The sequence below is a fragment of the Psychrobacter sp. UBA5136 genome (assembly GCF_002414005.1).
Taxonomy (GTDB): domain Bacteria; phylum Pseudomonadota; class Gammaproteobacteria; order Pseudomonadales; family Moraxellaceae; genus Psychrobacter.
The window spans coordinates 104418-127767 of sequence record NZ_DHYG01000032.1 but is presented as its reverse complement, the minus strand read 5'-3'; the positions used below and the strand labels follow the sequence as shown (position 1 = coordinate 127767).

Genomic DNA, 23350 nt, shown 5'->3' with positions numbered 1-23350 from the left:
TTACTTTTCACTCACTATATGCATATAAATCATTGAATATATGGCACCTAGCGTGCAAAAATAACGCTATGAACTATCCGCTCGGTGCATTATGCTAAAAGGGAGCATTTTAAGGATTTAGTCACTAAGCAGCTTTCAATAAATAAGCAACAAATAAGCCAAAAACAAGGAGGTAATTATGCCGATGATAAAGGTAAATAACGTTGATATCTATTATGAAGACAGCGCGCCCGATGATAAGCAAAAACCTGTGATGGTATTTGCCCATGGGCTACTGTGGAATACACGGATGTATGACAAGCAGGTGGAATATTTTAAGGCTGGCTGCCGCTGTATTACGTTTGATTTTCGCGGGCAAGGGCAGTCCGAGATTACCAAATCTGGCTATGATATGGAGACGCTGACTGAGGATACGCTGGCATTGTTGGATGCGCTAGACATTGATAAATGCCATTTTTTAGGGTTATCGATGGGTGGTTTTGTCGCTCAACGTATCGCGCTAAAACGTCCAGAGCTTCTGCTATCGCTGACATTACTTGAAACGTCGGCCGACCCTGAAGATCCAAAAAACGTGCCGCAGTATCGCAAATTGATGAAAGCCATCCGCTGGCTTGGGATGAAGCGCGTCAGCCAAAAAGTCATGCCCATTATGTTTGGTAGCAGCTTTTTGGCTGATAAGTCACGTAAGGCTGATCGCAGAGAGTGGCTCACGATGCTACAAAGTAATCGTAAGGGCGGGGTGGTTAAGGCGACCACAGGCGTGATTGAGCGCTCGGGTACTTATGAGCAGCTAAGCGAGATTACCACGCCGACGCTGATTATTGTTGGTGATGAAGATGTGGCCACACCGTATGCAAAGGCGGAGCGTATGCATTTTGCGATTAAAGGCTCGAAGCTTGCGGTTATCAAAGGCGCTGGTCATACGGCGACGGTAGAAGAGCCTGAGCAAGTAAATAAAGTGATTAATACCTTTTTAGCAAACTGTGTTTAGGTTGTAGCTAAAGTAGAAGTCGTCTTGAATAAAGCATTTATAAACAAAGCCGTTATCTTAAATAGGATAACGGCTTTTCTATTGAGAATTTTGTAGTCATTAATTTTAAAACATTCATTTTAGAACATTCATTTTAAAATAATAAGGTTAACGTCGCTATTTATAACCGTGCCGTATAGTCGGTATTCATATCATCAAGGGTGCCAAACACCTCGGCACGGTTGACGATTTCTGTGGCCCATGCTCGGTGGGTGGCAGGCTCGAGCATGGTATCATTATATTTAAACACCGCTTTTGCCTCGCTATGCAAGATTGCTTGCGCTTCATCTAAAGTGCTTAACGGCACGCAGTACGCTTGCTGTACCAGTGCAATCTGACTTGGGTGAATGACCGTTTTGCCGACCAGTCCTAAGTTGACATCGCGCATCAGCTCTTTCATAAACAGCGTTGGCTGCTCTAAGTATTCAAACACCGGCGCAGTAAGATAAAAACCGTGCGGCACAAAGCAGCCAAGCAGCTGATAGGCGAGCGTACCAATCGGGGTGTCGTAAACGATGCTATTTTTAGGACGGCGTAAACGTAGCGCGGCAAATAAGTCATTACCACCGATACGCAGGGCAAAAACGGGCTGGCTAAAGGCTTCTTTAAAGCCAATTGCCAATTCTTGATTGTGATGCGGATTAAACAGCGCCGCCGTTTCAAGCGTCGGCATCAATAACTGCTCAGTACTTAAATTCTGAGACGCCATGCGCCAATTGGACAAGCTATACATATCGACTTTTGGCAAAACAAAACCATCGACCAAATCGATATGGGCAAAATCTGCCAGCTGCTCAAGCATCGCTGGATGACGGGGACGTATAAATACCAAAGGTCTGGTTGGCTGAGCGCTTTGCGCTTTTGATTGAATGCCATCTTTTTTTGCAGGGTCATTGATACTATCGACGTGCGCCGCCCACGTATGCAGTAGGTTTTGTAGTCGTGTCAGCGCCAGCTCAACATCGCTATGGCTGACCGCATCTTCTAGACAGATAATAATGCTGTTAATCGTCGGTAACTTGTCGCGTGTAATGACTTGCCAAATATCTTGCCGCGTCGCTGGCATGTACAGGCTGGCACCTAACTGATACGGATGATGAGTATGCGGCTTGAGCATCGCGTGACGCTCGGTGATCAGGTGGGCATAAGACTGATGGTTGTTATAAAGGATGGACTCGTTGTGCTGCGTATCGGACATAGTTGGCATCGTAAATAGTAATAAATGAAGTGTGATAGAGAAAAGGCCACACTGTAAGGTCGTATGATAAAAAAAGCGGCGCTAATGACGTGAATTATGAGCGATCGGTTGCCCGCTGCTTGATCAGCGTAATCGCTTGATAGGGGAGTATTTTAGCACCTAATACCGTGATATTGATATCACGCTCGCTACATAAATGGCGCAATAACACCGTATCAGGATGATCGGCGCTTGCCAGCAAGATGCGTTCAGGGTCGCGGCGTAATATCGCCCGTGTTGCCTCTGCAATGGTCGGCTTAATACGGTTGCGGTTGCTAATATTATAATCCATCGCCAACGTATCGATTAAAGTCGCCGTCTGATAGCGTGGTTGCTTAAACGTTTGTAAATCTTGAGGAGGGGTAGACAATGCACGCCGCGCACCATCAATATGATCAACAAAAGCTAAGCTATGATCTACCGCAACCAAGTTATCATAAAAGACGCTGCGATGGAGGCCTGATTGTGGCTCAGTATATAAACTGCGGGATATCAGACCTGATACCGTGCTGTTTAATAAACCCGATGGTATGAGCCAATCTTCCTCGCTAGCAGCAAGCCAAGCAACGCCCGCTGGATCCGCAAGGGTCAATAGCGGAATAACATTCTTACCTTGATGAAAAATATTGGCAAAATTTGGATGACTAGGGTTATTAAAGACGTCTAAACTACGAGCAAGCTCTTGATAAATCGCCCCTTTACCCGTCCAACCATCGACGAAGACAATAGGACTGTCTGGATAAGCGTCCAATATCATCTGCAGCGCGACGGCATCAAGACCGCGATCGCGAATGATACTGACACCATAATGCATACTTGGCAACGCATAGTGGCTATTGCTGCTATTGTTATCGCTCTCTGCCAAAGCCCGCTGCAATAAAACCCCAATCGGCAAGCCCGCTCTTACTAAACTCACTAACACCAATGGACGCTCAGGACGTACAGTCTGCTGAAAGATATGATGTAATGTATAAGCCAAGTTAGCGATATCCGTCGCGGTTCTTGTTGTACCTTGCGTTAATGCCTGCTGATATAGCTGCTCATGCATGGCAGTCGGTGCATTTTCCAACGTCAACATATCAGAATAATGGCGCTGTCCACTTTGAATAAGCGCTTCTTTTTGGCTGACCGGCACATCGGCAACCGCGTCTTTATCGACAATGTCGAGCAGGACGGTCACATCACTAGCAAGATAGCTGCCTGAGCCGTATTTTTCTAATTTTTGCTTACTAGGGTTTGTCATAGGATGGGTCATAAGGTTCATTTTATTTTTATAAACGGCAGTTATTATTATCGTTGTTTACGCCTAGCTAAGCGTTAAGAATGTTTTTTGTTAAAGGTTGTTAGAGCATGACTACACACTAAGATGGTCATGCAACTGACCACGATTTGGCATACCGTACCAGTCAAGCAATTGCAAAAATGGCAGATCAGCCAAACTGTCGCCAAAACCAAAGCTTGGGCGCTGGCTGTCTAAATGATGCGCCAATAAAAACTGTACCGCATGACGCTTGTGAACGGTGTGCGGCAATATCGCCAGATTATTGGCATTCACATGGATATAAAAATCTTGTGCAAAATCACGGATTAACGTTGGCAGTTTTTCAGCTAAGGTTATTAGTGCTTGATGGTCTTTTTGCGCATGCTTAATTGCCAAATAAATGGTTAGCTCTTCATTTGCAGTATCCTGATTAAAATAATCGACATGCGGCGTAAATACGAGCTGACTGTTTTTATTTTTACTATGTTCGACAAATAGCTGGCTCAGTTGCTGCAATTTGTCTTGTAGTGGTGCAAGCTGACTATACACACGCTGTTGCCAATGCGCTTGTAGCTTGCCATCTTTACCGAGAATAATGGCGCCGTGGGTTAATACTTGCCAGCTGTCAAAAGGCAGCTTAACGCGCTTGATTTCATTGCGGTCGCGTGCGGTTACGACTATCAGTTCTGTACTGCTAAGTAGCCAGTTAAAAAGCGCTTCTTGGCGTTGACTCATAAAGCTTAACGGCTCGCCTTGTTTGTTTACGGTGGCGCAAACCAAGTTTTCAGGTTCAGCGTGAGGTAAGCTCCATGCATCAATTTTACGCTGGGTTTGAAAAAGGGTGTCGTCCAAATCCATGAATGCATAAGGTTTGATAATATTTGGATTGGTTTGAAAAAATTCGGGCGTCATAGTATTTGTCATATAGTACTTGTCATAAAAGCGTTCGTAAGTGTTAAATGTGAAATCAAAGCAGAATTTAAAGAATGAGTTGTATGCGGGAGCTTTTAGAGGTTGGTCTAAAACTCCGGACTCACCACCAGCACATTATCTAGCTTTTTCCACATAGCATCGACGCTGTCCGCTGCGGTCTCCACACATAAGACAATCAAATCCCATTCGCTAGGCTCAACGTTATAAGCAAAGTTGGTCATACCAAGCCCGTAATTGTCGTTAAAACTTAGCATCGTGGTAATCGCCCCACCAAGCGCAATCGGTGAGCGCGTTAAGGCACTAAAATTAACTGTAGAGTTTTGATTTTGCGTCTCAAGCCATTCTGCTAATAAAAACGGCAACCAAACAAACTCATTACTACCTAATACTAAAATGCGCTCTGGCAACTGTTCTTTATCAAACTGTCCTTTCTCAAACTGCTTTTTCTCAAACTGAGCTTGCTTATTAAAAACTTTAAATGCGGTTTGAAACTGTAAAAGATAACGAGCAAAGCCATCGGTGCTATTCAGGGTTGGAAAACGCCCCCAATCACCAGTATGCCCTAGCTTATGGCTGCCGGCCTCAGTGGTATCAACCGCTGGCATAGTAATAGGCTCAGGATTAGGGGTATCCGTCCAAGTCCATGCGCCAGACAACAGATGATGGCGTTGAAACTTAACATTAGGCAGGCGTTGAGCGATTTGATCAGGCGCAGCGTCATCTGAATTTTGACACTGATGACGTTCCTGATTTAGCGACCAATCAACCAAAGTGGTCAGATGTACTTGCTCCAATTGGTCAAGGCCTGCGTTACGTAAGGCCGTGACGACATTGACGCAGGTATTGCCTGTTGACGCTTCATCATCAACCATAATCAGCGTTTTACTAGCAAGCAATTGCGCTTGGATGGTTTTATCGGAACTTTGATAAATGAGATGCTGGCTTGCGTGACTATGGTCTTCGCTAAAGGTGGTCAATAAAGAAACATGACTACTGTCATCGTGCTGCGCATGACGGGTAGAGTTCAATAGCATGGCATTAGGATAACGCGTCTGTAGCGCTTGATGCACACCCGCCGATAACCCCACGGCAGTCTCAGCCATGCCAATGACCAAAATGGGCTCAGGCAAATTGCTAGGCACTAGGTTTGCCAAATCAGTAAAAGCACGGCGCATGGTACTAGGGGCTACTGGAATATGCCGTCCTAAGACCTTTGAGACAAACAAAAACGCCCGTTTAGGATTGATACGCTGCGCAAACCCAAGCAAGTTTTCCAATTCGTAGTTTTTACTGTCACCGCCAAAATGAGTTTGATAGGTTAAATCAAGGGTGCCGCGTGGTAGCGAAATGGTTGTGCTGTATTGCTTATTTGGCATTCATTTTCCTTTGGTCTTGCAAATTTTTATATCGTTGTTTTAACTTACGCGCTAGCATCTTCTTCAATTTTTACACCAACCATGATTGAGCGTACTTGGCAGGGAGTGATTTGCTGAGCGATATCAGCCAGTTTTGGTTTATCGGTCAAGCCGAGCCAATAAGCAATGCCAACTTGGGTTAAATCCACACCGCTATGCGTGGTATAACCAATGCCGCCGGAGGGGCGACTGTTAATTTCGAGCACTCGGTGCTGACCGTGGTCATCGGCTTTGGTTTGGACGCTGACGATGCCGTCGCAGCCAAAGGCTTTAATCAGTGGGGTCACCACCTCCATGACCGATTGCTCGTAGCCGATATGCTGAATTTTCCCTGTTTTATAACGGGTAACAGCCGCCAATACTTCACCATATTCGCAAACGACATCGATAGAGTATTCTTGCCCTGCTAAATAAGGCATGAGCAGCATCGGAATAGGGCGCTCGTGCACCATCAGACTGTTTGCATAGGCATGAATAAACTGCGCTGTATTGATTTTTTTCTCTTCGGTAAAGTATAAATGCTCAAAGCTGTCATACTTCGTACCTGTCTCTTTACCCCAATCTAAGCGCCAAAATCCTTGTGCGAAAATACCCGTAACGGGTTTGACACATAAGGGCTGATGACCGTGTGTCGCAAGTAACGCCTCAAGCTCTGCGAGAGTATCAAAGCGCCAAGCCGCCGTCACTGGAATATCGTGCTGATGACACTGCTGCATAAAGGCAAATTTGTCATCTATTGCTCCTAAGGCTGCCACACTCGTTGCACCAGTCAACAAACGAATACCAGCCGCGTCAAATGCCTGACGGTGAGCTTCATAATCGATGCTATTGCGCCCAGTAAGGAGCACTTTTACGTTGTTTTTCTGCGCTTGCTCTAAGACAAATTGCCATCGCGGCAGCAATGGCTCAACAGGTTCGAGTCTGGCTTGCTCATCGCTAACTGCGGTATTTTTATAGGGCTCACGGTAAACGCTGTCGGCAAATTCAAAAATCTCAGGTCTATTGTGGCGGTGCGAAGCGATAATGTTAAACGGCGTCTTAGCTTGTGCTTTTAATGCTTGTAGGCTGGCTAACATATCGCGCTGGCTTGACTGACCTTCAGCTAACCAAACGGCAGATGGCGCGGCATTTGATAGAGTATGAGAGCTATTGTTAGCAGAGGTTTTCATAATTCTCTCAGCGTTATTGTAAATATATAAAGTGGAATAACCAGAATGGAGTTTTGACTATGGCAAATGATTATGCACGTTATAGTATTATTTGCCTGGTTTGCATTGCTTAAAACAGGGGCTATTATATACAAATACTAAGCGTTATAAATGCTGCTGACAAAATAGCATGGTGGATTTGTAAAATATTTTATGAAAGTCACTAACATTTTATCGAACGGTCGTGCGCTTTAAAAATTAGGCATCAACCATGCTACTATATAGCCATAGCTAACATCACTCATACAAGCAAATAATAGATAACGCCAAGGATAAATGATGAGCCAAGTCCAACCGCAAAAACTGATTGCCGGTGCTAATGCACCACTACCGATGGATAATATCAGCATCCGTATTTTAAGCCAAAGCGCCATCGATTGCGCCGCTTATCGCCTGACAACTGACGGTAAAGTTCGCGGCGATGGTGACATGATATTTTATGGGCAGACGCGTAGCGATGATGGCAGCGTGAGCTTCCGTGGTCATGATAGCGATGGGTTTTTTGATATTAATTTGCCCGCACAGCCGGCGAGTATTGAAAAAATAGCGCTTGCGTTTTCTAGCGCACATACGCTTGCGCAAGTTGGCGATGTGGATATTCAAGTCTTGCAAGGTAGCCAAGTGCTGATGACTTGCCAATTAAGCGCTGCTGGCCGTACTGAAAAAGCCATTATTTTAGCGGAATGCTATCGCAGGCAGGGCGGCTGGAAGTTTCGCTTTATTGCGCAAGGTTTTGATGGGGGCTTAAAGCCGTTGTCTGAACATTTCGGCGTTGAGATTGCCGATGATGCACCAGCTCAAGCTCAACCAGTAAATACCCAAAAGGCGGGCAGTGCGCCAGCAGCAAACACGCCGCCGCCGATTCCTACGGCTTCTCCGAATCCGTCCATTAACTTAAGCAAAATCACCTTAACCAAAAACCAATCTAGCATCAATCTAAAAAAACGCGATGACTTTGGCAAAATCTCTGTCAACCTTAACTGGAATCAGCGCCCAGATAGCAGTACGCAAGCCCCAAAAAAAGGCTTGCTCGGCGACTTGTTTAAGCAGCATAAGGCCGCTGGTATTGACCTTGATGTGGGAGCGATGATTCATCTGAAAAGTGGCGAAAAAACGCTGATTCAAGCTTTGGGCAATCGCTTTGGTAACTTACAGTCTGCGCCTTATGTGTTGCTACGAGCTGATGATAGAACCGGACAGGTCAGCGGCGGTGAGTGGCTTGATATCAATGGTCAGCAGTGGTCGCAGATTGAGGAAGTCTTTATCTTTGCTTTCATTTATGAGGGCGTACCAAACTGGGCGCAAACCGATGGCGTTGTGACCATTCACGTGCCAGACCAACCACCGATTGAAACCCGTTTGACAGAAGGCACCGATAATTTGCCAATGTGCGCCATTGCCCGTTTGGTCAATCAGCAAGGCAGTATCAATGTTGAGCGCATCAACCAATATTTCCAAGGTCACCAAGAAATGGACAAAGCCTTTAATTGGGGCTTTAGTTGGAAGCGTGGTCGTAAGTAACGGCTTTAATAGTGTTGTTTAATAAGTAATCAGCCTGTCTATTATAAATAGACGGGCTGATAGCTTATAGTTTGCCAGCAGTTTTCAGTCAGACTGCTTAACCTAGCTACGCATGTGGGGTGATAGCAGGCATCAAATCATGAAAGGTACGACCAGAAGCAATTTCGCCAATCGCGTGCATTTTCCACTCATTATTATGACGATAAACCTTTGCCATAATCATCGCTGTGTGACCGCCTTGCGCTGATAAGTTGTAGCGCGCAACTTCCTGATTGTTATTGGCATTAACAATACGGCAAAAAGCATTTTCAACGGTCTCAAACGTCTGACCAGTAAAGCTATTTACTGTAAATACCAATGACACCACATTCGCTGGTACTTTTGAGAGATCGACATTAATGACTTCGTCATCGCCGTCGCCATCACCGGTGCGGTTGTCGCCAGTATGCACGATACTGCCATCTTTTGATTTAAGCTGATTGAACCAAATCGCATCGACGGCTTGTTTGTTGCTATCAAACATAATGCAAGAGGCGTCTAAATCGATAGAATCGCCGCCCGTGCCGCCGCCAAACAATTTGCCTAGAAAGCCGCCTTTTTTCTCTTGCGGTCCTTGGGCAACGTCCCAGCCTAAACCCAATTTTACTTGCGTAAGCTCGCCACCAGCTTCTTTGCTGAGGGAGATTTTTTGACCCTTTTGTAAGCTAACTGCCATATTCTTATCCTTATTATCGTCATGACTAAAGTTTGAGTTATAAAATATTGTCTAAAAACCCGCCGCTACCGCCGCGACCACCTGAGCTCGTGCCTAAGATGCTTTGTAGCCAGCCTTGGTAGCTGTCGCGATTGCGCGAGCAAATGATGACTTTGCCTGTTCCGGAGAAGTTTAAAACCATGCCTTCGCCGCTGGTGACTGAATTAATAATGTTACTCATGATGCCTTTTTTCTTACTGGTCGATACCGAAAGCTTATAATCAAGGTTTGAGTCCCAGCAGACCACGTGGCCATTATCGATGATGACATCTTTATCGGGTGTCACTTCAATCTCAAATAGCGAGCCAAAACCAGAAACGACAACTTGCCCTTGACCTTGGGTTTGCATCACCATAAAGCCGCCCGTATCACCAAACACCGCGCCGCCAAGATTGCGCTGGATATTGGCTCTGATATCGACGCCACTTTGTGCGGCAACGAACGCCCCATCGCTCAAGGTATACTGCTGCGCGCCGCAATCGATGATTTGCATATCGCCATCAAGCGTTGGCGCTAGTAAGCAATCGCCTTCGCCATTAACGGCTTCAATCTGCTGCTGAAAAAGTGACTCGTCGTTGGCAAAGCGGCGCATCAGTGACTGCATCAGCCCGCCCTGCAGCTTACCTTTTAGCTCAAGGTTCGATTCCATCATCACCATGGCATTGGCTTCACAATAAATCGAATCGCCTTTTTTTAAATTACAGTGTAAAAAAGGTTCAATGGTGCCGATTAAGCTAAATGTTGCCGCCATGAGGTACAAATCCTTATTCTAATATCTCAAATTTTTTTTATAAAAATGAGCGCTTTTAATTTAAGCGCGCCAATTACATTTAAAGCCATCAAATGCGTTAAACCGGCACACTTGATAGCTTATGTCTATCGCAATCAGCGCTCTGGTTGCGATATTTAATTTTTCAGACGAAGACGTGGCTTTTAACGTTAAATTAAAAGTCAAACGTTAAACGTTTACACCGTAAGAGGCGGCTAATGGCCCAAGACCACCATTAAAGCCTTGACCGACGGCGCGGAATTTCCAGTCACCGTTGTGGCGATACAGTTCACCAAAAATCATCGCCGTTTCAGTGCTACTATCTTCTGATAGGTCATAACGGGCGATTTCAGCTTGACCATTATCATTGACCACACGGATATAAGCGTCGCCAACTTGACCGAAGTTTTGGTTACGGGCTTGACCTTCATAGATGATGGCGCAGATAGCGACTTTGCTGACGTCAGCTGGGATGCTGGCAAGGTTGATTTTGATTTTTTCATCGTCACCGTCGCCTTCACCAGTACGGTTATCGCCTGTGTGCTCAACCGCGCCGTTGTCTGACTTTAAGTTGTTAAAGAAAATAAAATCTTGATCGTTGCGAACTTTGCCTGCTTCATTGACCAAAAAGGCAATGGCGTCTAAGTCAAACTCTTGGCCGTCGGTGGCACGTGGGTCCCAGCCAAGACCGACAGTAATATTGGTTAAACCTGGGGCTTCTTTTGATAAGTTTACGTTGCCGCCTTTTGTTAAGCTAATAGCCATAAAATTGTCCTTTACAGTAGTGGATAAAAAATAAGTATATTTTTAAATTTAATTCTTAAGGTCAACCTGAACCACGCAATTGATTGATAAAGCGTGCTTGTCGCCGATGCTGACCCAATAGGTTTTACTATACTAAGTGGACAGCAATGACGCAAGACGTATTTTGTGTGTCTATATCACGCGGATATTTTTGTTTAAAAGCGTATTGTTTACATTCTATCTTAGAAGCATTTTGGCTATTTATTCAGCTTTGCTTTATAATGATGCGCTCTCAGGTTCCCTCCACCCTGACTCAAAAAAAGGCCACCTTTATGAATACCTATACTATCTCATCCAATCCAGCTTCATCCATTCGTTATAGCCGTGCGCTATTTTGGCTTGTCAGCCTGCACATCTTTATCATCGCCATTAGTAATTATTTAGTACAAATTCCCGTCGAGCTATTTGGTTTTATTATCACGTGGGGCGCGATTACTTTTCCGTTTATCTTTTTGATTACTGATTTGACGGTGCGCATATTTGGTCAAAATCTCGCCAGACGCATTATTTTCTTTGCGATGCTGCCAGCCCTAGCCATTTCTTACTACTTTTCAGTCGTGTTTGCTGATGGACAGTTTGTCGGCCATGAGCATCTGCTAGATTTTAATCTATTTGTTTTTCGCATTGTCCTTGCCAGCTTTAGTGCTTATGTCGTTGGGCAGCTGTTAGACATTCAAGTGTTTAATAAGTTACGCCAGCTTAAAACGTGGTGGATTGCGCCCCTTGCATCGACGTTTATTGGTAATCTGGTCGATAGCTTTTGCTTTTTTGCCATCGCTTTTTATCAAAGTACAGACCCTTTTATGGCGTCGCACTGGGTTGAAATTGGTGCGATGGATTATTTGTTTAAAATAGTAATGGGAGTGCTCATCTTTTTACCTTTATACGGCGTGATATTGGCAAAATTGCAGAAGCTGCTGGCAGGAAAGTAAAAAGAATAAGGTGGGTATAAGGCTAGTAGGGCGCGTTCTTTGCTCAAAGTATCGTCGATTCTAAATAAAACGATTGCATTATATTTTGTCGCGGAACTGGTATAAATTTTTCTGGCGTGCTGTGCCTACGCCGACAGAGGCTGCGAAAAACTCATTCCAGTTCCGCTGTATCGCTTTTATACCAAACCCACTACGCAAACAAACTTAAATTTATATCTGAGTCTTTATTCAAATGTATAAAAACATACAAAAAACAGGCCATAACCAACGGCTATGACCTGTCATTTAATAATTTAAATCATCCTAAGAGTTGAGCTTAGGACTATTAACTACTCAAGCGCTTCGCGTTTACGATAGTTGAGTGACGCGACAAACGCCCAGCCAATAAAGGCGATACCAATTAGACCAGTGATAATTTCTGGTACGTGGAATTTCACTGACAGCAGCATAATAATTGCTAAAGCACCGATGGCATAATGCGCGCCGTGCTCAAGATAAACAAACTCATCAAGTGTGCCTTTATCGACTAAGAAAATAGTCATTGAACGCACAAACATCGCACCGATTGCAAGACCAAGCATAATCACGATAACGTCATTGGTGATTGCAAAGGCGCCAATGACGCCGTCAAAACTAAATGAGGCATCAAGGACCTCTAGGTATAAGAAGCCGATAATACCGCCCTTCATAATCGCGCTGGTAGCTGCCGCGCCCGAGCCATTTTCTTCATTTTCTAAGTCTTCTTCCAGGTCACCCTCAAGCATACCCGAGACGACTTGGACGCCAAGATAAACTAAGATACCCCAAACGCCAGCGATTAATACCGCGCCTGACTGGGCGTCATTCGCCCACGAAACGGCAACCATCAAGACGATAAGCGCGACAAAAACGCTCATGGCATCGACTTTGCCCAATTTGACCAAACGGCTCTCTAGCCATTCAAACCAATGCACGTCTTTATCATCAAAGATAAAGTTTAAGAAGACAAGCAATAAGAAAATACCACCAAAGGCGGAGATTTCAGCATGGTGCGCCAATAATCTGGCTGAGTATTCTTTAGGATCATTTAAAGCCAAGTCAACCACTTGCATAACGCCAAGGTCGGCCGTTACAGCAACGATAACAATCGGGAATACCAAGCGCATTCCAAATACAGCAATTAAAATACCAACGGTTAAGAAGATTTTTTTCCAAAATTCGTCCCAGCCTTTCAGGACTGAGGCGTTGACCACCGCATTATCAAAAGATAATGAAATCTCCATGACGGCCAAAATAGCGGTAATAGATAGGGTGGTTATCATACCGCCCATACCGCCGTGTGAATATCCCCACCATGCCGCGACCGCTAGGGCAACAATGGTAAAGATAAAGTCTAAATAAAAATGTCTCATGACATATCCTGTCTGGTTGCATAAAGCTAAAGTCGGTCTATTATAGACACAAACCACAAAAAAAGTGGCTATTGCTAACCACTTTTTTTTGCTTAATTTTAAACGAAACCTAGCGCTTTACCAGTCTTTTAGCTAACAATAATTGTGACTATTTTGCAACCATATTTTTCTGATAACATGACAGATGCTAGCACTGCTATGTAGCGTTAGGTTTCGGGCGTGTTTATCGTCAATCATCTTAGCTTAGGCTTAAATATAGATTTAGATATCAACGCCATACTGATGACACATGGCTTGTAAGCCGCCCGAATAGCCTTGACCAACGGCACGGAATTTCCACTCGCCGTTATGACGATAGACTTCGCCAAATACCATCGCTGTTTCAACTGAATAGTCTTCCGCCAAGTCAAAACGCACCACTTCCGTGCCTGTTTCTTCATTAACAACGCGAATAAAAGCGTTGGCCACTTGACCAAAGTTTTGACCACGCGCGGCCGCCTCATGAATGGTCACGGTGACGACGATTTTGTCGATATCAGCAGGAACTTGGGTCAGGTTTACTTTGATGACTTCATCATCGCCGTCGCCTTCGCCAGTACGGTTATCGCCGGTGTGCTCAATCGCGCCATTGTCTGATCTAAGCTGATTGTAAAAAATAAAATCGTGATCGCCGCGCACTTTACCAGCGGAATTTAGCAAAAACACACTGGCGTCAAGATCAAACTCAGCGCCGGACGTGGCGCGCTCATCCCAACCAAGACCGATAAGGAGTTTGATTAAGTTTGGGTCGGTTTTGGTGAGTGATAAGTTACCGCCTTTATTCAATGATAAAGCCATGAGATTATCCTTGTTATTAGAGTGATTAGGGGTTTGATAGTTTAGTTAGATAAAAAAACTGGAGCAATCTTGGGATTTTAAGCGGCCGTAATCCAACGCTTAACCATTGCTAGTAATGATCTATCATAGCAACAAAAAATGACCCAATCAAAGCTGATTAGGTCATTGTTATGTTTCATCGCTCGTTGGTGCAAATATCTAAAATTTACTGTGTGTTTCTAACGATGTTAACGATGGCGAATCTCAAAGCTTTGGTGGATCGGCTTTTTGATATTAAAATCAAAACCAATCGTTTGTGGCGTGATGTCGATAATATCGTAGCGCTCTCTTAACTGCTCATCAAGCTCAAAACGGGTGAAGTTGTTTGAGAAATATAACACACCATCCGATGTTAAGCGGTTCATCGCACGGTTGATCAGGGCAGCATGGTCACGCTGGACATCAAAGGTACCTTGGAACTTTTTCGAGTTTGAAAAAGTCGGCGGATCGATAAAGATAATATCAAATTGCTCGGTATTGCCTTTAATCCACTCAAAAATATCAGCGGCGATAAACTGATATTTATTGCTACTGACGTTTAAACCATTTAAGGCAAAGTTTTGCTTGCCCCAATCAAGATAGTTTTGTGACAAATCAACGCTGGTGACTTTTTTCGCGCCCGCCAATGCCGCGTGCACGCTTGCCGTACAGGTATAAGCAAATAAGTTTAGCACCGATTTGCCGCGGCTATTATTTTTGATACGAGCGCGCATATTGCGGTGGTCAATAAACAAACCCGTATCGAGATAATCGGTAAAGTTAACGTACAGATACGCACCGTTTTCACGCGCCACATAAAACTTACCGCGTTTTTCGCTATTGCCTTGCTTGCTATATTGGTCGTTACCCGACTGACGCGCACGGGTTTTGATAAAGACTTGTTCGCGGTTGATGTCGAGCACTTCACGAATGCCCATTAAGGCCAAATTAAAACGTTTTTTCGCCGTCTCTACCGGAATGGTTTTTGGCGGCGCATATTCTTGCACGTGTACGTAATCGCCATACAAGTCAATCGCTACCTTAAAATCAGGTAGGTCAGCGTCGTAAATGCGAATATTGCTGACATTGTCTTTTTTAGCCAGCTTTTTAAGTTTGGTCAGGTTTTTTTGCAGGCGATTGATAAAGTCTTGACCGTCTTCTACTTCAATCTCACGCTTCTCAAAGCGACTAACCAGGCTGCCCGTTTGCCCAGCAATTAGCGTTCCATAGCGGAAGTAAACCGTGATAGCACCATTATGACAACGCAAGGTTTTTGGCTCTTTAATCGGCAAAATATCGACTTGTTCGACATTGGCCGCCAATATGCCGAGCATTGGATTGACACCGCTAGCGACAAAGCTGTCTTGTAAAATCAGCCCTAGCGCTTGGTATAGCGGCTTAATCATCTCCTCGTCGCCCAAACGCTCACCATAAGGTGGGTTGGTAATGACCAAAGGATTGCTTAAGCGGCCGTCGTCGGCCAAGGGTTTTAGTACGCTGCTGAGTTGGTCAAGGGCGCGCGTCTCGAGGTCAAGTAGCGGTAATAAATCCTGCAAACCTGCGGCAATGAGGTTCTTTTCTGTTGCCAAAATGGCGCCGCTATCGGCATCAAAACCTAACACAAGCGGCAGCGTATCTGGTTGCTCTTTGATAATGGCCAAGGCTTCACGAAAACGCGTCTGCGCATCGTCAATCATTTGTTGCCATAGCGCCGCATCATGATGTTGCCATTGATAAAAGCCAAATTGATTGGCCGCTTTATCGATACCGACGGCATAATCGCAATGCATGAGTAGCGCTTCAATGATAAAGGTGCCAGAGCCACACATCGGGTCGATTAGGGCATTATAAAAAGGCGCATTACCAGCAGCATTTTTCTTATGCCAACCTGCGCTATAAAGCAGTGCCGCCGCCAAGTTTTCTTTTAACGGCGCTTCGGTCATGGCGACACGGTAGCCACGGCGGTGCAGACTGGTGCCTGATAAATCTAAATACAGCTCAGCCTGCTTATCATTGACGGTGGCAAATACCGAAAAATCGGGATTTTTACTGTCGACGTTAGGACGGCTGTCATAGACTTCATTAAAAGTATCGGCAATCGCATCTTTGATACGCAGCATGGCAAACTGCTGGCTGACAGCGACGCGCTTATCAACCGACAGGCGAATCGCAAACGTCTGCTCTAAGCTAAATTGCTCGGTCCAATTGACCGATTTTGCCAAACCATAGAGCTGTTCTGCTACATCGTATTCGGCATTGATATTTTTACGTTTAATCAGCATTAATACCCGCGAGGCCACCCGCGACCAAAGGCAAATCGTATAAAGATCGCGCAAGGTGCCGGTAACGGCCAAACGCCCCGTACTTTTGATCTCGCTTGCAATGCCAAAACTGCTCAGCTCAGTCTGTAGCGGTGCTTCAAGCCCATCGGCACACGTAATAATAAGGTCAAGCGACAACTCTGCTGCAGCGGCTGGTAAAGAGTTGGGCGTGGTTGTTTCGGTCATACGGTTACCTGTGGGCTAAATTGATAAATAATACACCTCAAAACCATGTTGTTTAAAATCATGATGTTTAAAATTATAAGGTTTAACTGGCAATTTTACCATAATTACGATGTAGATAGTTTAAAGTGGCATTGTTTATGGTGCCGTGTTTAAAAGAATGCTTTAACATTGTTAAACCGTTATTCAGCATCTTTTTTTAGCGAGCCTTCTTCGGTGACCAGCTTGGTAGTAGTGGCAAAGGGTTTGGTGTCGATAGGATAATCGACGTTTTTTGGCATCAATAGCCGCATGTGCGGGTAGGGGGTTGAGATATTTGCCTCATCAAAGGCACGTTTGATATTTTCCGTCAAAGCTTCTTTAATCTTTGGCATACGTGCAACCGCGGCAGGCTTGACCCAAAAACGGATGACAAAAAATACTCCGTACTCGCCAATCTCATCGACGGTCGCTGAGGTTTCAGGGCGTTTTAGCACCACGTCACTATCAGACAACACTTGCAAAATGACCTCGCGCGCTTTATCGACATCGTCTTCAAAAGCAATACGCATGCGGATATCAAAACGGATAAAGTTTTTGGAGGTTAAATTGGTGACCACTGATGAAGCAACGTTGGAGTTAGGGATAATAACGGTGATATTGTCGCGGGTTAAAATATGGGTCGTCCGTAAGGCGATGACCACAACTCGTCCTTCGTTGTCATTGATATTTACCCAGTCTCCAACTTGAAAGGACTGCTCAAGTAAAATGGTAATGCCCGCGATAAAATTGGCAAGCGTTGATTGCGCGGCAAAACCCACGGCAATACCAGCAATCCCCAAACCTGCCACCAAAGATACGATATCAAAGCCAAACTGCGCCATGACGCTGGCAAGCCCGAATACCAATAGCAATACTGATAAAATATTTTTCAGCAGCTGCTCAATAGAAGCATTTAGACCATAATGCTGTAAAACCTTGTGAATAATTTGTCCAGATGACGCCCATAAAACGTAATAGATGCCCGCCCACGTACTGGCTTTGGCGGTGGCTTTGACCGTGTCTGGTTCAAAATTCAGCTGACTCATAATGGCAATCAAACTGGTGACTATCCAGATGTAGCGCAGCGCAGAGCGGGCGATTTTAGATCGGCGCTCATTTAGACCGATTCTGCTTTCGCTTTTTTTGATGATATAGATGGCAAGCCAATAAATAAATCCTAATACCGCCAGCAGTATTAGGATTTTGATGGCCGTACTCACCAATTCTACTGACTTAGAGGTCCAGTCCAATGAGTCTTCGTCAATGGTGCCGCCGATAGCAAGATATAGACTAGTATGTAGGTCGCGAACAATCTCTCGAAAGAAGTCAGTAATACCAGCGATTGCCATTGTTTTGTCCATGCAAAATTTAGGTCTAAATAAGATGCGGCGTAAAAAGATCTAATTATAAAATAACTCAACCGATTAAAAAGTGCCTTCTTGGGTATCATGCGACTGATAAGGTATCTTCATCATACGCTGCACATCACGTAACGCCGTACGCAGACCTTCCAGTATGGTGGGATGGTAAAAAGGCGTATCGAGCATGTGTTTGATACTCAGATCGTTTGTAATCGCCACCGCCAATACATGACCGATATACTCAGCATCGGGCGCAACCATACTTGCCCCCAAGATTCTATCTGTTTTTTTGCAGCCATAAATGTGCAGTAAGCCGCAGTTGACGCCCATCACGCGGCTACGTCCCTGATTATCAAAGCTGACTTTTCCAATCACATATTCAAGCTCCGGATCCGCTTGTATTTCCGGTAGCGACATGCCGACGTTGACGATTTGCGGCGAGCAAAACACGATAGAAAAGGGCGTAGCAGTTGGGCGGATATAAGCATCTGTTTTATTTTCACAGACCATACTGCCCGCACTAAAGCCTTCATCACTGGCGACGTGTAATAAAGGCAGATTGGCATTGGCATCACCGACGATATAGACTTCTAAATCGCCAATTTTACCGGTTTTTTTATCAAGCTGCTTGGGACGATTTTTGTCATCAAGCTTAACGCCCAAGTTTTCAACGCCTAGAGTATCGATGTTATTGCGCCGGCCCGTAGCGACCAGTACATACTCGCCTTGCCACTGCCGTGCCTCACCAGCGCTGTCTTCATAATTGATAAATGCACTTAGACCTTCTAAGCCTTCGTCGTCTGCTGCTGTTTGCGTCCCAATATCGTTAATCTTGCTGCCCAAATGCATGGTTAGCTCACGGTTTAAGCAAGCGATGGCTTTATTACTAATGTCATCGTCTTTTAAACCAGCTACCCGTTTGTCGCGATTAAAGAGCGTCACATCGACGCCCAAACGTGTAAAGGCTTGCGCAAGCTCTAAGCCGATGGCCCCCGCGCCGACCACGGCCAGTGACTTTGGTAAATCAGGCAGCTCAAAGACGGTATCGGAGGTCAGCATTGTCATGCCAAGCTTATCAGCCCAGCTATCTGGGATAAAAGGCGCGCTACCCGTTGCTACAATAATCTTGTCCGCTTCGATCAATTCATCATTGACCTCAATCAGACCTTGTTTATTGATATAAGCACGGCCCGCTATTTTTGTCTCGGCAGGCCAGCTTTCTACTTGCTCTTTAACATGGTTTGCAAAATGACTGCGTTCGGCGCGAACCCGCTCCATCACTTGTTTGCCATCTATTTGGGCGCTGGCATGGATACCAAATTCGCCAGAATGGTTGGCGTCATGAGCGCGGTCGGCGGCAGCAATCAGCAGTTTGCTTGGCATACAACCGACGGCAATACAGGTCGTTGACCAATATCCGTCATTAATAATCAAGACGTCGTCTTTTAATTTTCTGGCTTGACGAAAGGCGTTTTGACCGGCAGTACCGGCGCCAATGACCGCTACAGATACCTTGCGCGTCACTTTTTTTTGAGTGTTATTAGCGGCGGCGCTCTCAGGCTGTTTATTCATATTATTCTCAAGTAAGGAGGGTTGCATCTTAGATGATAAAGTGAAACAAAGAAAAGTCAAAAACCGTTGAAGATATTAGCCCGCAAGCGTGGTCAGTAAGCGTTCTGTATAACCTTTTGCTTGTAAGTTGCGCTGCGCATGAGTTAGCACGCCATTTTTATCAAAGACAAAGGCTGAACGTACAAGTCCTAAGGTGATTTTGCCGTACATGTTCTTTTCTTTAATCACATCAAAGTATTGGCACAGTTTCTCATCACTATCACTGATAAGCGGGATATGAAGATTGTATTTAGCGATAAATTTTTCGTGAGACTCAATGCTATCACGCGAGACACCAACGATATCGTAGCCCAATTCATCAAATTCATTGATATGAGCGGTAAACTCTGTCGCTTGGGTGGTGCAGCCTGGGGTACTGTCTTTTGGATAAAAGTATAAAATAAGTCCTTTATCGGTGTGCGCAACCAGATCCTTTAGACTGATGTCGTCGTGAATAAAGTTGCCATTTAGCTCGCGTACCATAGTGACTGGAAAATCGGGCAGGGTGATGTTCTCTGTGGTCGGCTTTGCCATGATAAATTCCTTATTAGTTTCGGTTATGCGTATATTGTGATAAGTGGTCTTATTATAGGCAGATTAGCAGAAATAAATACTCAGTTTTACACTTCACTTATTCTTTCGCAACAAAAAAGACTGGCAATGACCAGTCTTTTGTATTTTGTAGAGTATAGGAATTAAGCAGGTTTTTGTGGCTGCTTTAGGTCTAAGCCAACCGTGCATTGCTGCAAATCTTTTTGCATCTTTTTCACATAAGGCAGGCCCGACGGGTCTTTTTTGTCTTGCGCGTAGCTTTCAATTTCCCACATCTGACCGATGGTCATATTACTACGGACACCGATGGTGCATTTGCAAAGCTTGGTGGCATCGCTTTTATTAGCGACTTTATATTTGACCGCGCCGTTGACACAGGTGTTGATATTGTTTTGTTTGATATCGGTCGCGTTTGCTTGTGGCACGGCAAACAGCGCCGCTAAAGCTAGGGGTAATACAGGCAACAACTTCATAAATGTCCTCTACAGGTCGCGTCAATTTTTCAAAGTGTATAATTAAAGAAAAATCTTGGGTAGTGTTATTTTGTCACTGGTTTTGGCACAGATAGGGGTAAATATATGAGTATTTCTCTATCTATATAACTCACTATATTTACCAAATAATCAGTACTTATAGGTTGTGACTGCCATAATCGCCCATACCATAACAAGTAAATTGCTTAAAATACAACGCTAGTGTGCTGTGTTAATGCAAGCAAATGTTGCGCGAATGTTTAATTGCTTTGTCAAGTAAGACCATTAAGCTAGGATTTTTGGGCAGTTATCATTAAATTTTCAAAGCTTTTAATACTACTGCTAAGGCTGATAACGCGTCGGATCAGCAGCGCCAGCTTGGGCAAATCCTTGGCGCCGTAATGCACAGCTGTCGCAGACACCGCAGGCAAGACCCTCTGCATCGGCGCGGTAGCAAGAAATCGTCTGTCCATAATCAACCCCTAACGACAAACCAAGCTCAATGGTTTTTGCTTTAGATAACTGCTGCAGCGGGGTTTGAATCGATAAACGATGCCCGGTAACGCCAGCTTTGGTCGCAAGGTTTGCCATGTGTTCAAAGGCGGCGATATACTCTGGGCGGCAATCAGGGTAGCCTGAGTAATCAACCGAGCTGACGCCAATGACAATATGATTGGCATCGGTCACTTCTGCAACGGCTAAGGCATAAGACAAAAATATTGTATTACGGGCGGGTACATAAGTGTTTGGTATAGCATCGTTATCGATCTCAGCGCAATTTTCACTGGGGAATTTAGCGGTGTCACCATCAGGGACTGTCATGCTGTGATCGGTCAGCGACGAGCCGCCAAGTTGAGCAATATCGATATCAATAATGCGGTGGTTGACCTTTGCCACCTCCGCAATGGCTTTGGCCGCGATAAGCTCGCTATTGTGACGTTGACCGTAGTTAAAACTGACCGCCGTCACAGACGCATAGCGTGCCTTTGCCCAGTACAAACAAGTCACGGAATCAAGCCCGCCTGACAGTAGCACCACCGCATTTTGGCTTTTATGCAGCGCGTTTAAGTCCGTGTCGTTTTGTTGCTTAGAATTTTCTTGCTTAGGATTTTCTTGTTTAGAAGAGGAAGTCTGCGCAGTCACTTGAGTCATAGTAGTATCTATTCTTAGTTGAAGAAGCTATTGATTTACACAAAAATGGGTTTGCGAAAAAGGTCCATTTTAGCAAAGATAGTGTCATTACAGAAACTTGCAGACGTTATTAAAGTGGAATTAAAAGGGAGGCTAAAAAAGCATTAAAGTCGCACTAATTTTATGCGACTTTTCAATCTGTTAGCAAAATTTGTTATAATCGCTGCTTAAAAGCTTGCGAGCTATTAAAGCCTGCGAGCACATAAAGCCTGCGTGCTAAAAAATATTGCCAACTGCCTTACCGCAAAACCAACCTTGTAAAGATATTGAGTACCTTATGACCGTAGCGACCTTGTTTACGCCTAAAATCACCCCTCAATTTGATGCTGCTACCGATACTATCTCTTCAGAGATTGATTCTGCTGCTACCGGCTGGGATAGCGAGGCATTAGATGCTGATGTCGCCGTCGAAGCGACAAGTGACGACAATATTAATGTCAATGCAGCTGAGCAAGCGTCATCTCATCAAATTCTACCAACCGAAACGGCAGAATTTCGCAAACTACAAAAAAAGCTGCGTCGTCAAGTATCATGGGCGATTCGCGATTTTAATATGATTGAAGATGGCGACGTTGTCATGGTTTGCGTCTCAGGCGGCAAAGACAGCTATACGCTATTGGACATTTTATTGCTACTCAAGCGCATTGCCCCGATTAGCTTTGACATTGTCGCGGTGAACCTTGACCAAAAGCAGCCGGGTTATCCAGAAGAGGTGTTGCCGGCTTATCTGAACGAGCAGGGGATCGCCCATTACATTTTAGAAAAAGACACTTATAGCATTGTCAAAAGCGTGGTGCCAGAAGGTAAAACTTATTGTTCGGCATGCTCACGTCTGCGCCGCGGTTCGCTGTATGGTTTTGCCAAACAAATCGGCGCCACCAAAATTGCGCTTGGTCATCACCGCGATGATATGCTCGCCACTTTCTTTTTAAACTTGTTCCACGGCGGCGCGCTAAAATCGATGCCGCCAAAACTGCTGAGCGATGATAAGCAAAACCTGCTTATTCGTCCGCTTGCCTACGTGGAAGAAAAAGATATTATCGAATACGCGCGCTTAAAAGAATTTCCGATTATTCCTTGTAATCTATGCGGCAGCCAAACCAATCTACAACGGGCTGTTATCAATGACATGCTGCGCGAATGGGACGGTGCTCATCCGCAGCGTCTAGCCTCTATCTTTAAAGCGCTGCAAAACGTGGCGCCGTCACAATTAGCAGATCGTGAGTTATTTGATTTTGAGACATTAAGCCTCGAGCGTGATGACAATGAGCGCTTATTTGAAGGCGATAATATCCAAGCAGGGCAGGCTGCTAGTCTGGCTGAGATTGGCTTACCAGTAGCGCCAAAAACCCAAGACTTTAATCCAAAATTTGCCAGCAGTCAGCAGCAAGCAAAAGCTGCGGATGACACAGTAAAAAATAGCCGCCCAATGCAAAAAATTCCCACGATTAATCCTGTGATTTAAGCCTACCTATTATTCAATTGGTTTTATAAAGTTTTTGTTTTATAAAGCGTACGCCATAAAAA

20 protein-coding genes are annotated in these 23350 nt (G+C 44.8%); 4 read left to right on the top strand and 16 right to left on the bottom strand.

All coding sequences use genetic code 11. The annotated features are described in order from the left end of the window. Positions 1-178: 178 nt before the first annotated feature. Positions 179-991, top strand: coding sequence for an alpha/beta fold hydrolase (locus B4240_RS04370; protein ID WP_296237018.1), 813 nt, complete (start codon positions 179-181; stop codon positions 989-991). 160 nt (positions 992-1151) lie between these two features. Here B4240_RS04370 and B4240_RS04365 read toward each other — a convergent pair whose 3' ends face one another. The 5 genes from B4240_RS04365 to B4240_RS04345 form a co-directional block, all read right to left on the bottom strand. Continuing rightward, on the bottom strand, positions 1152-2228 hold the full coding sequence (locus tag B4240_RS04365) for an HpcH/HpaI aldolase/citrate lyase family protein (RefSeq protein ID WP_296237017.1): 1077 nt from the start codon (positions 2226-2228) through the stop codon (positions 1152-1154). 94 nt (positions 2229-2322) lie between these two features. Further along, entirely contained in the window at positions 2323-3522 is a 1200-nt protein-coding gene (locus B4240_RS04360) for a cysteine protease StiP domain-containing protein (protein ID WP_414707095.1), read from the bottom strand. Between the two features lie 99 nt (positions 3523-3621). Beyond that, positions 3622-4440, bottom strand: coding sequence for an HAD hydrolase family protein (locus B4240_RS04355; RefSeq protein WP_296237041.1), 819 nt, complete (start codon positions 4438-4440; stop codon positions 3622-3624). 107 nt (positions 4441-4547) lie between these two features. Next, positions 4548-5837, bottom strand: coding sequence for a phosphoribosyltransferase domain-containing protein (locus B4240_RS04350; protein ID WP_296237016.1), 1290 nt, complete (start codon positions 5835-5837; stop codon positions 4548-4550). 44 nt (positions 5838-5881) lie between these two features. Then, entirely contained in the window at positions 5882-7045 is a 1164-nt protein-coding gene (locus tag B4240_RS04345) for an ATP-grasp domain-containing protein (protein ID WP_296237015.1), read from the bottom strand. A gap of 318 nt (positions 7046-7363) precedes the next feature. On the opposite strand from B4240_RS04345, the gene B4240_RS04340 reads away from it, so the two are divergent. Next, on the top strand, positions 7364-8605 hold the full coding sequence (locus B4240_RS04340) for a TerD family protein (RefSeq protein ID WP_296237014.1): 1242 nt from the start codon (positions 7364-7366) through the stop codon (positions 8603-8605). 106 nt (positions 8606-8711) lie between these two features. On the opposite strand, the gene B4240_RS04335 is transcribed toward B4240_RS04340, so the two are convergent. The 3 genes from B4240_RS04335 to B4240_RS04325 form a co-directional block, all read right to left on the bottom strand. Beyond that, on the bottom strand, positions 8712-9320 hold the full coding sequence (locus B4240_RS04335) for a TerD family protein (RefSeq protein ID WP_296237013.1): 609 nt from the start codon (positions 9318-9320) through the stop codon (positions 8712-8714). Between the two features lie 37 nt (positions 9321-9357). Further along, entirely contained in the window at positions 9358-10110 is a 753-nt protein-coding gene (locus B4240_RS04330) for a TIGR00266 family protein (RefSeq protein WP_296237012.1), read from the bottom strand. 207 nt (positions 10111-10317) lie between these two features. After that, on the bottom strand, positions 10318-10893 hold the full coding sequence (locus B4240_RS04325) for a TerD family protein (protein WP_296237011.1): 576 nt from the start codon (positions 10891-10893) through the stop codon (positions 10318-10320). A gap of 311 nt (positions 10894-11204) precedes the next feature. Here B4240_RS04325 and B4240_RS04320 point away from each other — a divergent pair, with 311 nt between their 5' ends. Continuing rightward, positions 11205-11864: a 7-cyano-7-deazaguanine/7-aminomethyl-7-deazaguanine transporter gene (locus B4240_RS04320; protein ID WP_296237010.1), complete on the top strand. Its 660-nt coding sequence runs from the start codon at positions 11205-11207 to the stop codon at positions 11862-11864. 329 nt (positions 11865-12193) lie between these two features. On the opposite strand, the gene B4240_RS04315 is transcribed toward B4240_RS04320, so the two are convergent. The 8 genes from B4240_RS04315 to queC all read right to left on the bottom strand — a co-directional run bounded on the left by B4240_RS04315 (position 12194) and on the right by queC (position 21691). Further along, entirely contained in the window at positions 12194-13255 is a 1062-nt protein-coding gene (locus B4240_RS04315; RefSeq protein WP_296237009.1) for a DUF475 domain-containing protein, read from the bottom strand. A gap of 261 nt (positions 13256-13516) precedes the next feature. Continuing rightward, positions 13517-14092 (bottom strand): TerD family protein, encoded by a 576-nt coding sequence (locus B4240_RS04310; RefSeq protein WP_296237008.1) that lies wholly within the window; start codon positions 14090-14092, stop codon positions 13517-13519. A gap of 227 nt (positions 14093-14319) precedes the next feature. After that, a complete protein-coding gene (gene rlmKL / locus B4240_RS04305) occupies positions 14320-16617 on the bottom strand; it encodes a bifunctional 23S rRNA (guanine(2069)-N(7))-methyltransferase RlmK/23S rRNA (guanine(2445)-N(2))-methyltransferase RlmL (RefSeq protein WP_296237007.1) in 2298 nt (765 codons plus the stop codon). Positions 16618-16796: 179 nt separating this feature from the next. Next, complete coding sequence (locus B4240_RS04300; protein WP_296237006.1) at positions 16797-17984, bottom strand: mechanosensitive ion channel family protein; 1188 nt, start codon at positions 17982-17984, stop codon at positions 16797-16799. A gap of 75 nt (positions 17985-18059) precedes the next feature. Beyond that, positions 18060-19568 (bottom strand): dihydrolipoyl dehydrogenase, encoded by a 1509-nt coding sequence (locus B4240_RS04295; RefSeq protein WP_296237005.1) that lies wholly within the window; start codon positions 19566-19568, stop codon positions 18060-18062. Between the two features lie 75 nt (positions 19569-19643). Further along, positions 19644-20141, bottom strand: a complete 498-nt coding sequence (locus B4240_RS04290) for a peroxiredoxin (protein ID WP_296237004.1) — start codon at positions 20139-20141, stop codon at positions 19644-19646. A gap of 161 nt (positions 20142-20302) precedes the next feature. Further along, positions 20303-20632, bottom strand: a complete 330-nt coding sequence (locus B4240_RS04285) for a hypothetical protein (protein WP_296237003.1) — start codon at positions 20630-20632, stop codon at positions 20303-20305. A gap of 342 nt (positions 20633-20974) precedes the next feature. Then, on the bottom strand, positions 20975-21691 hold the full coding sequence (gene queC, locus B4240_RS04280; protein WP_296237040.1) for a 7-cyano-7-deazaguanine synthase QueC: 717 nt from the start codon (positions 21689-21691) through the stop codon (positions 20975-20977). Between the two features lie 409 nt (positions 21692-22100). Between queC and ttcA the strand changes: the two genes are divergently transcribed. Further along, positions 22101-23288, top strand: a complete 1188-nt coding sequence (gene ttcA, locus B4240_RS04275) for a tRNA 2-thiocytidine(32) synthetase TtcA (RefSeq protein WP_296237002.1) — start codon at positions 22101-22103, stop codon at positions 23286-23288. The last annotated feature ends 62 nt before the right edge of the window (positions 23289-23350 follow it).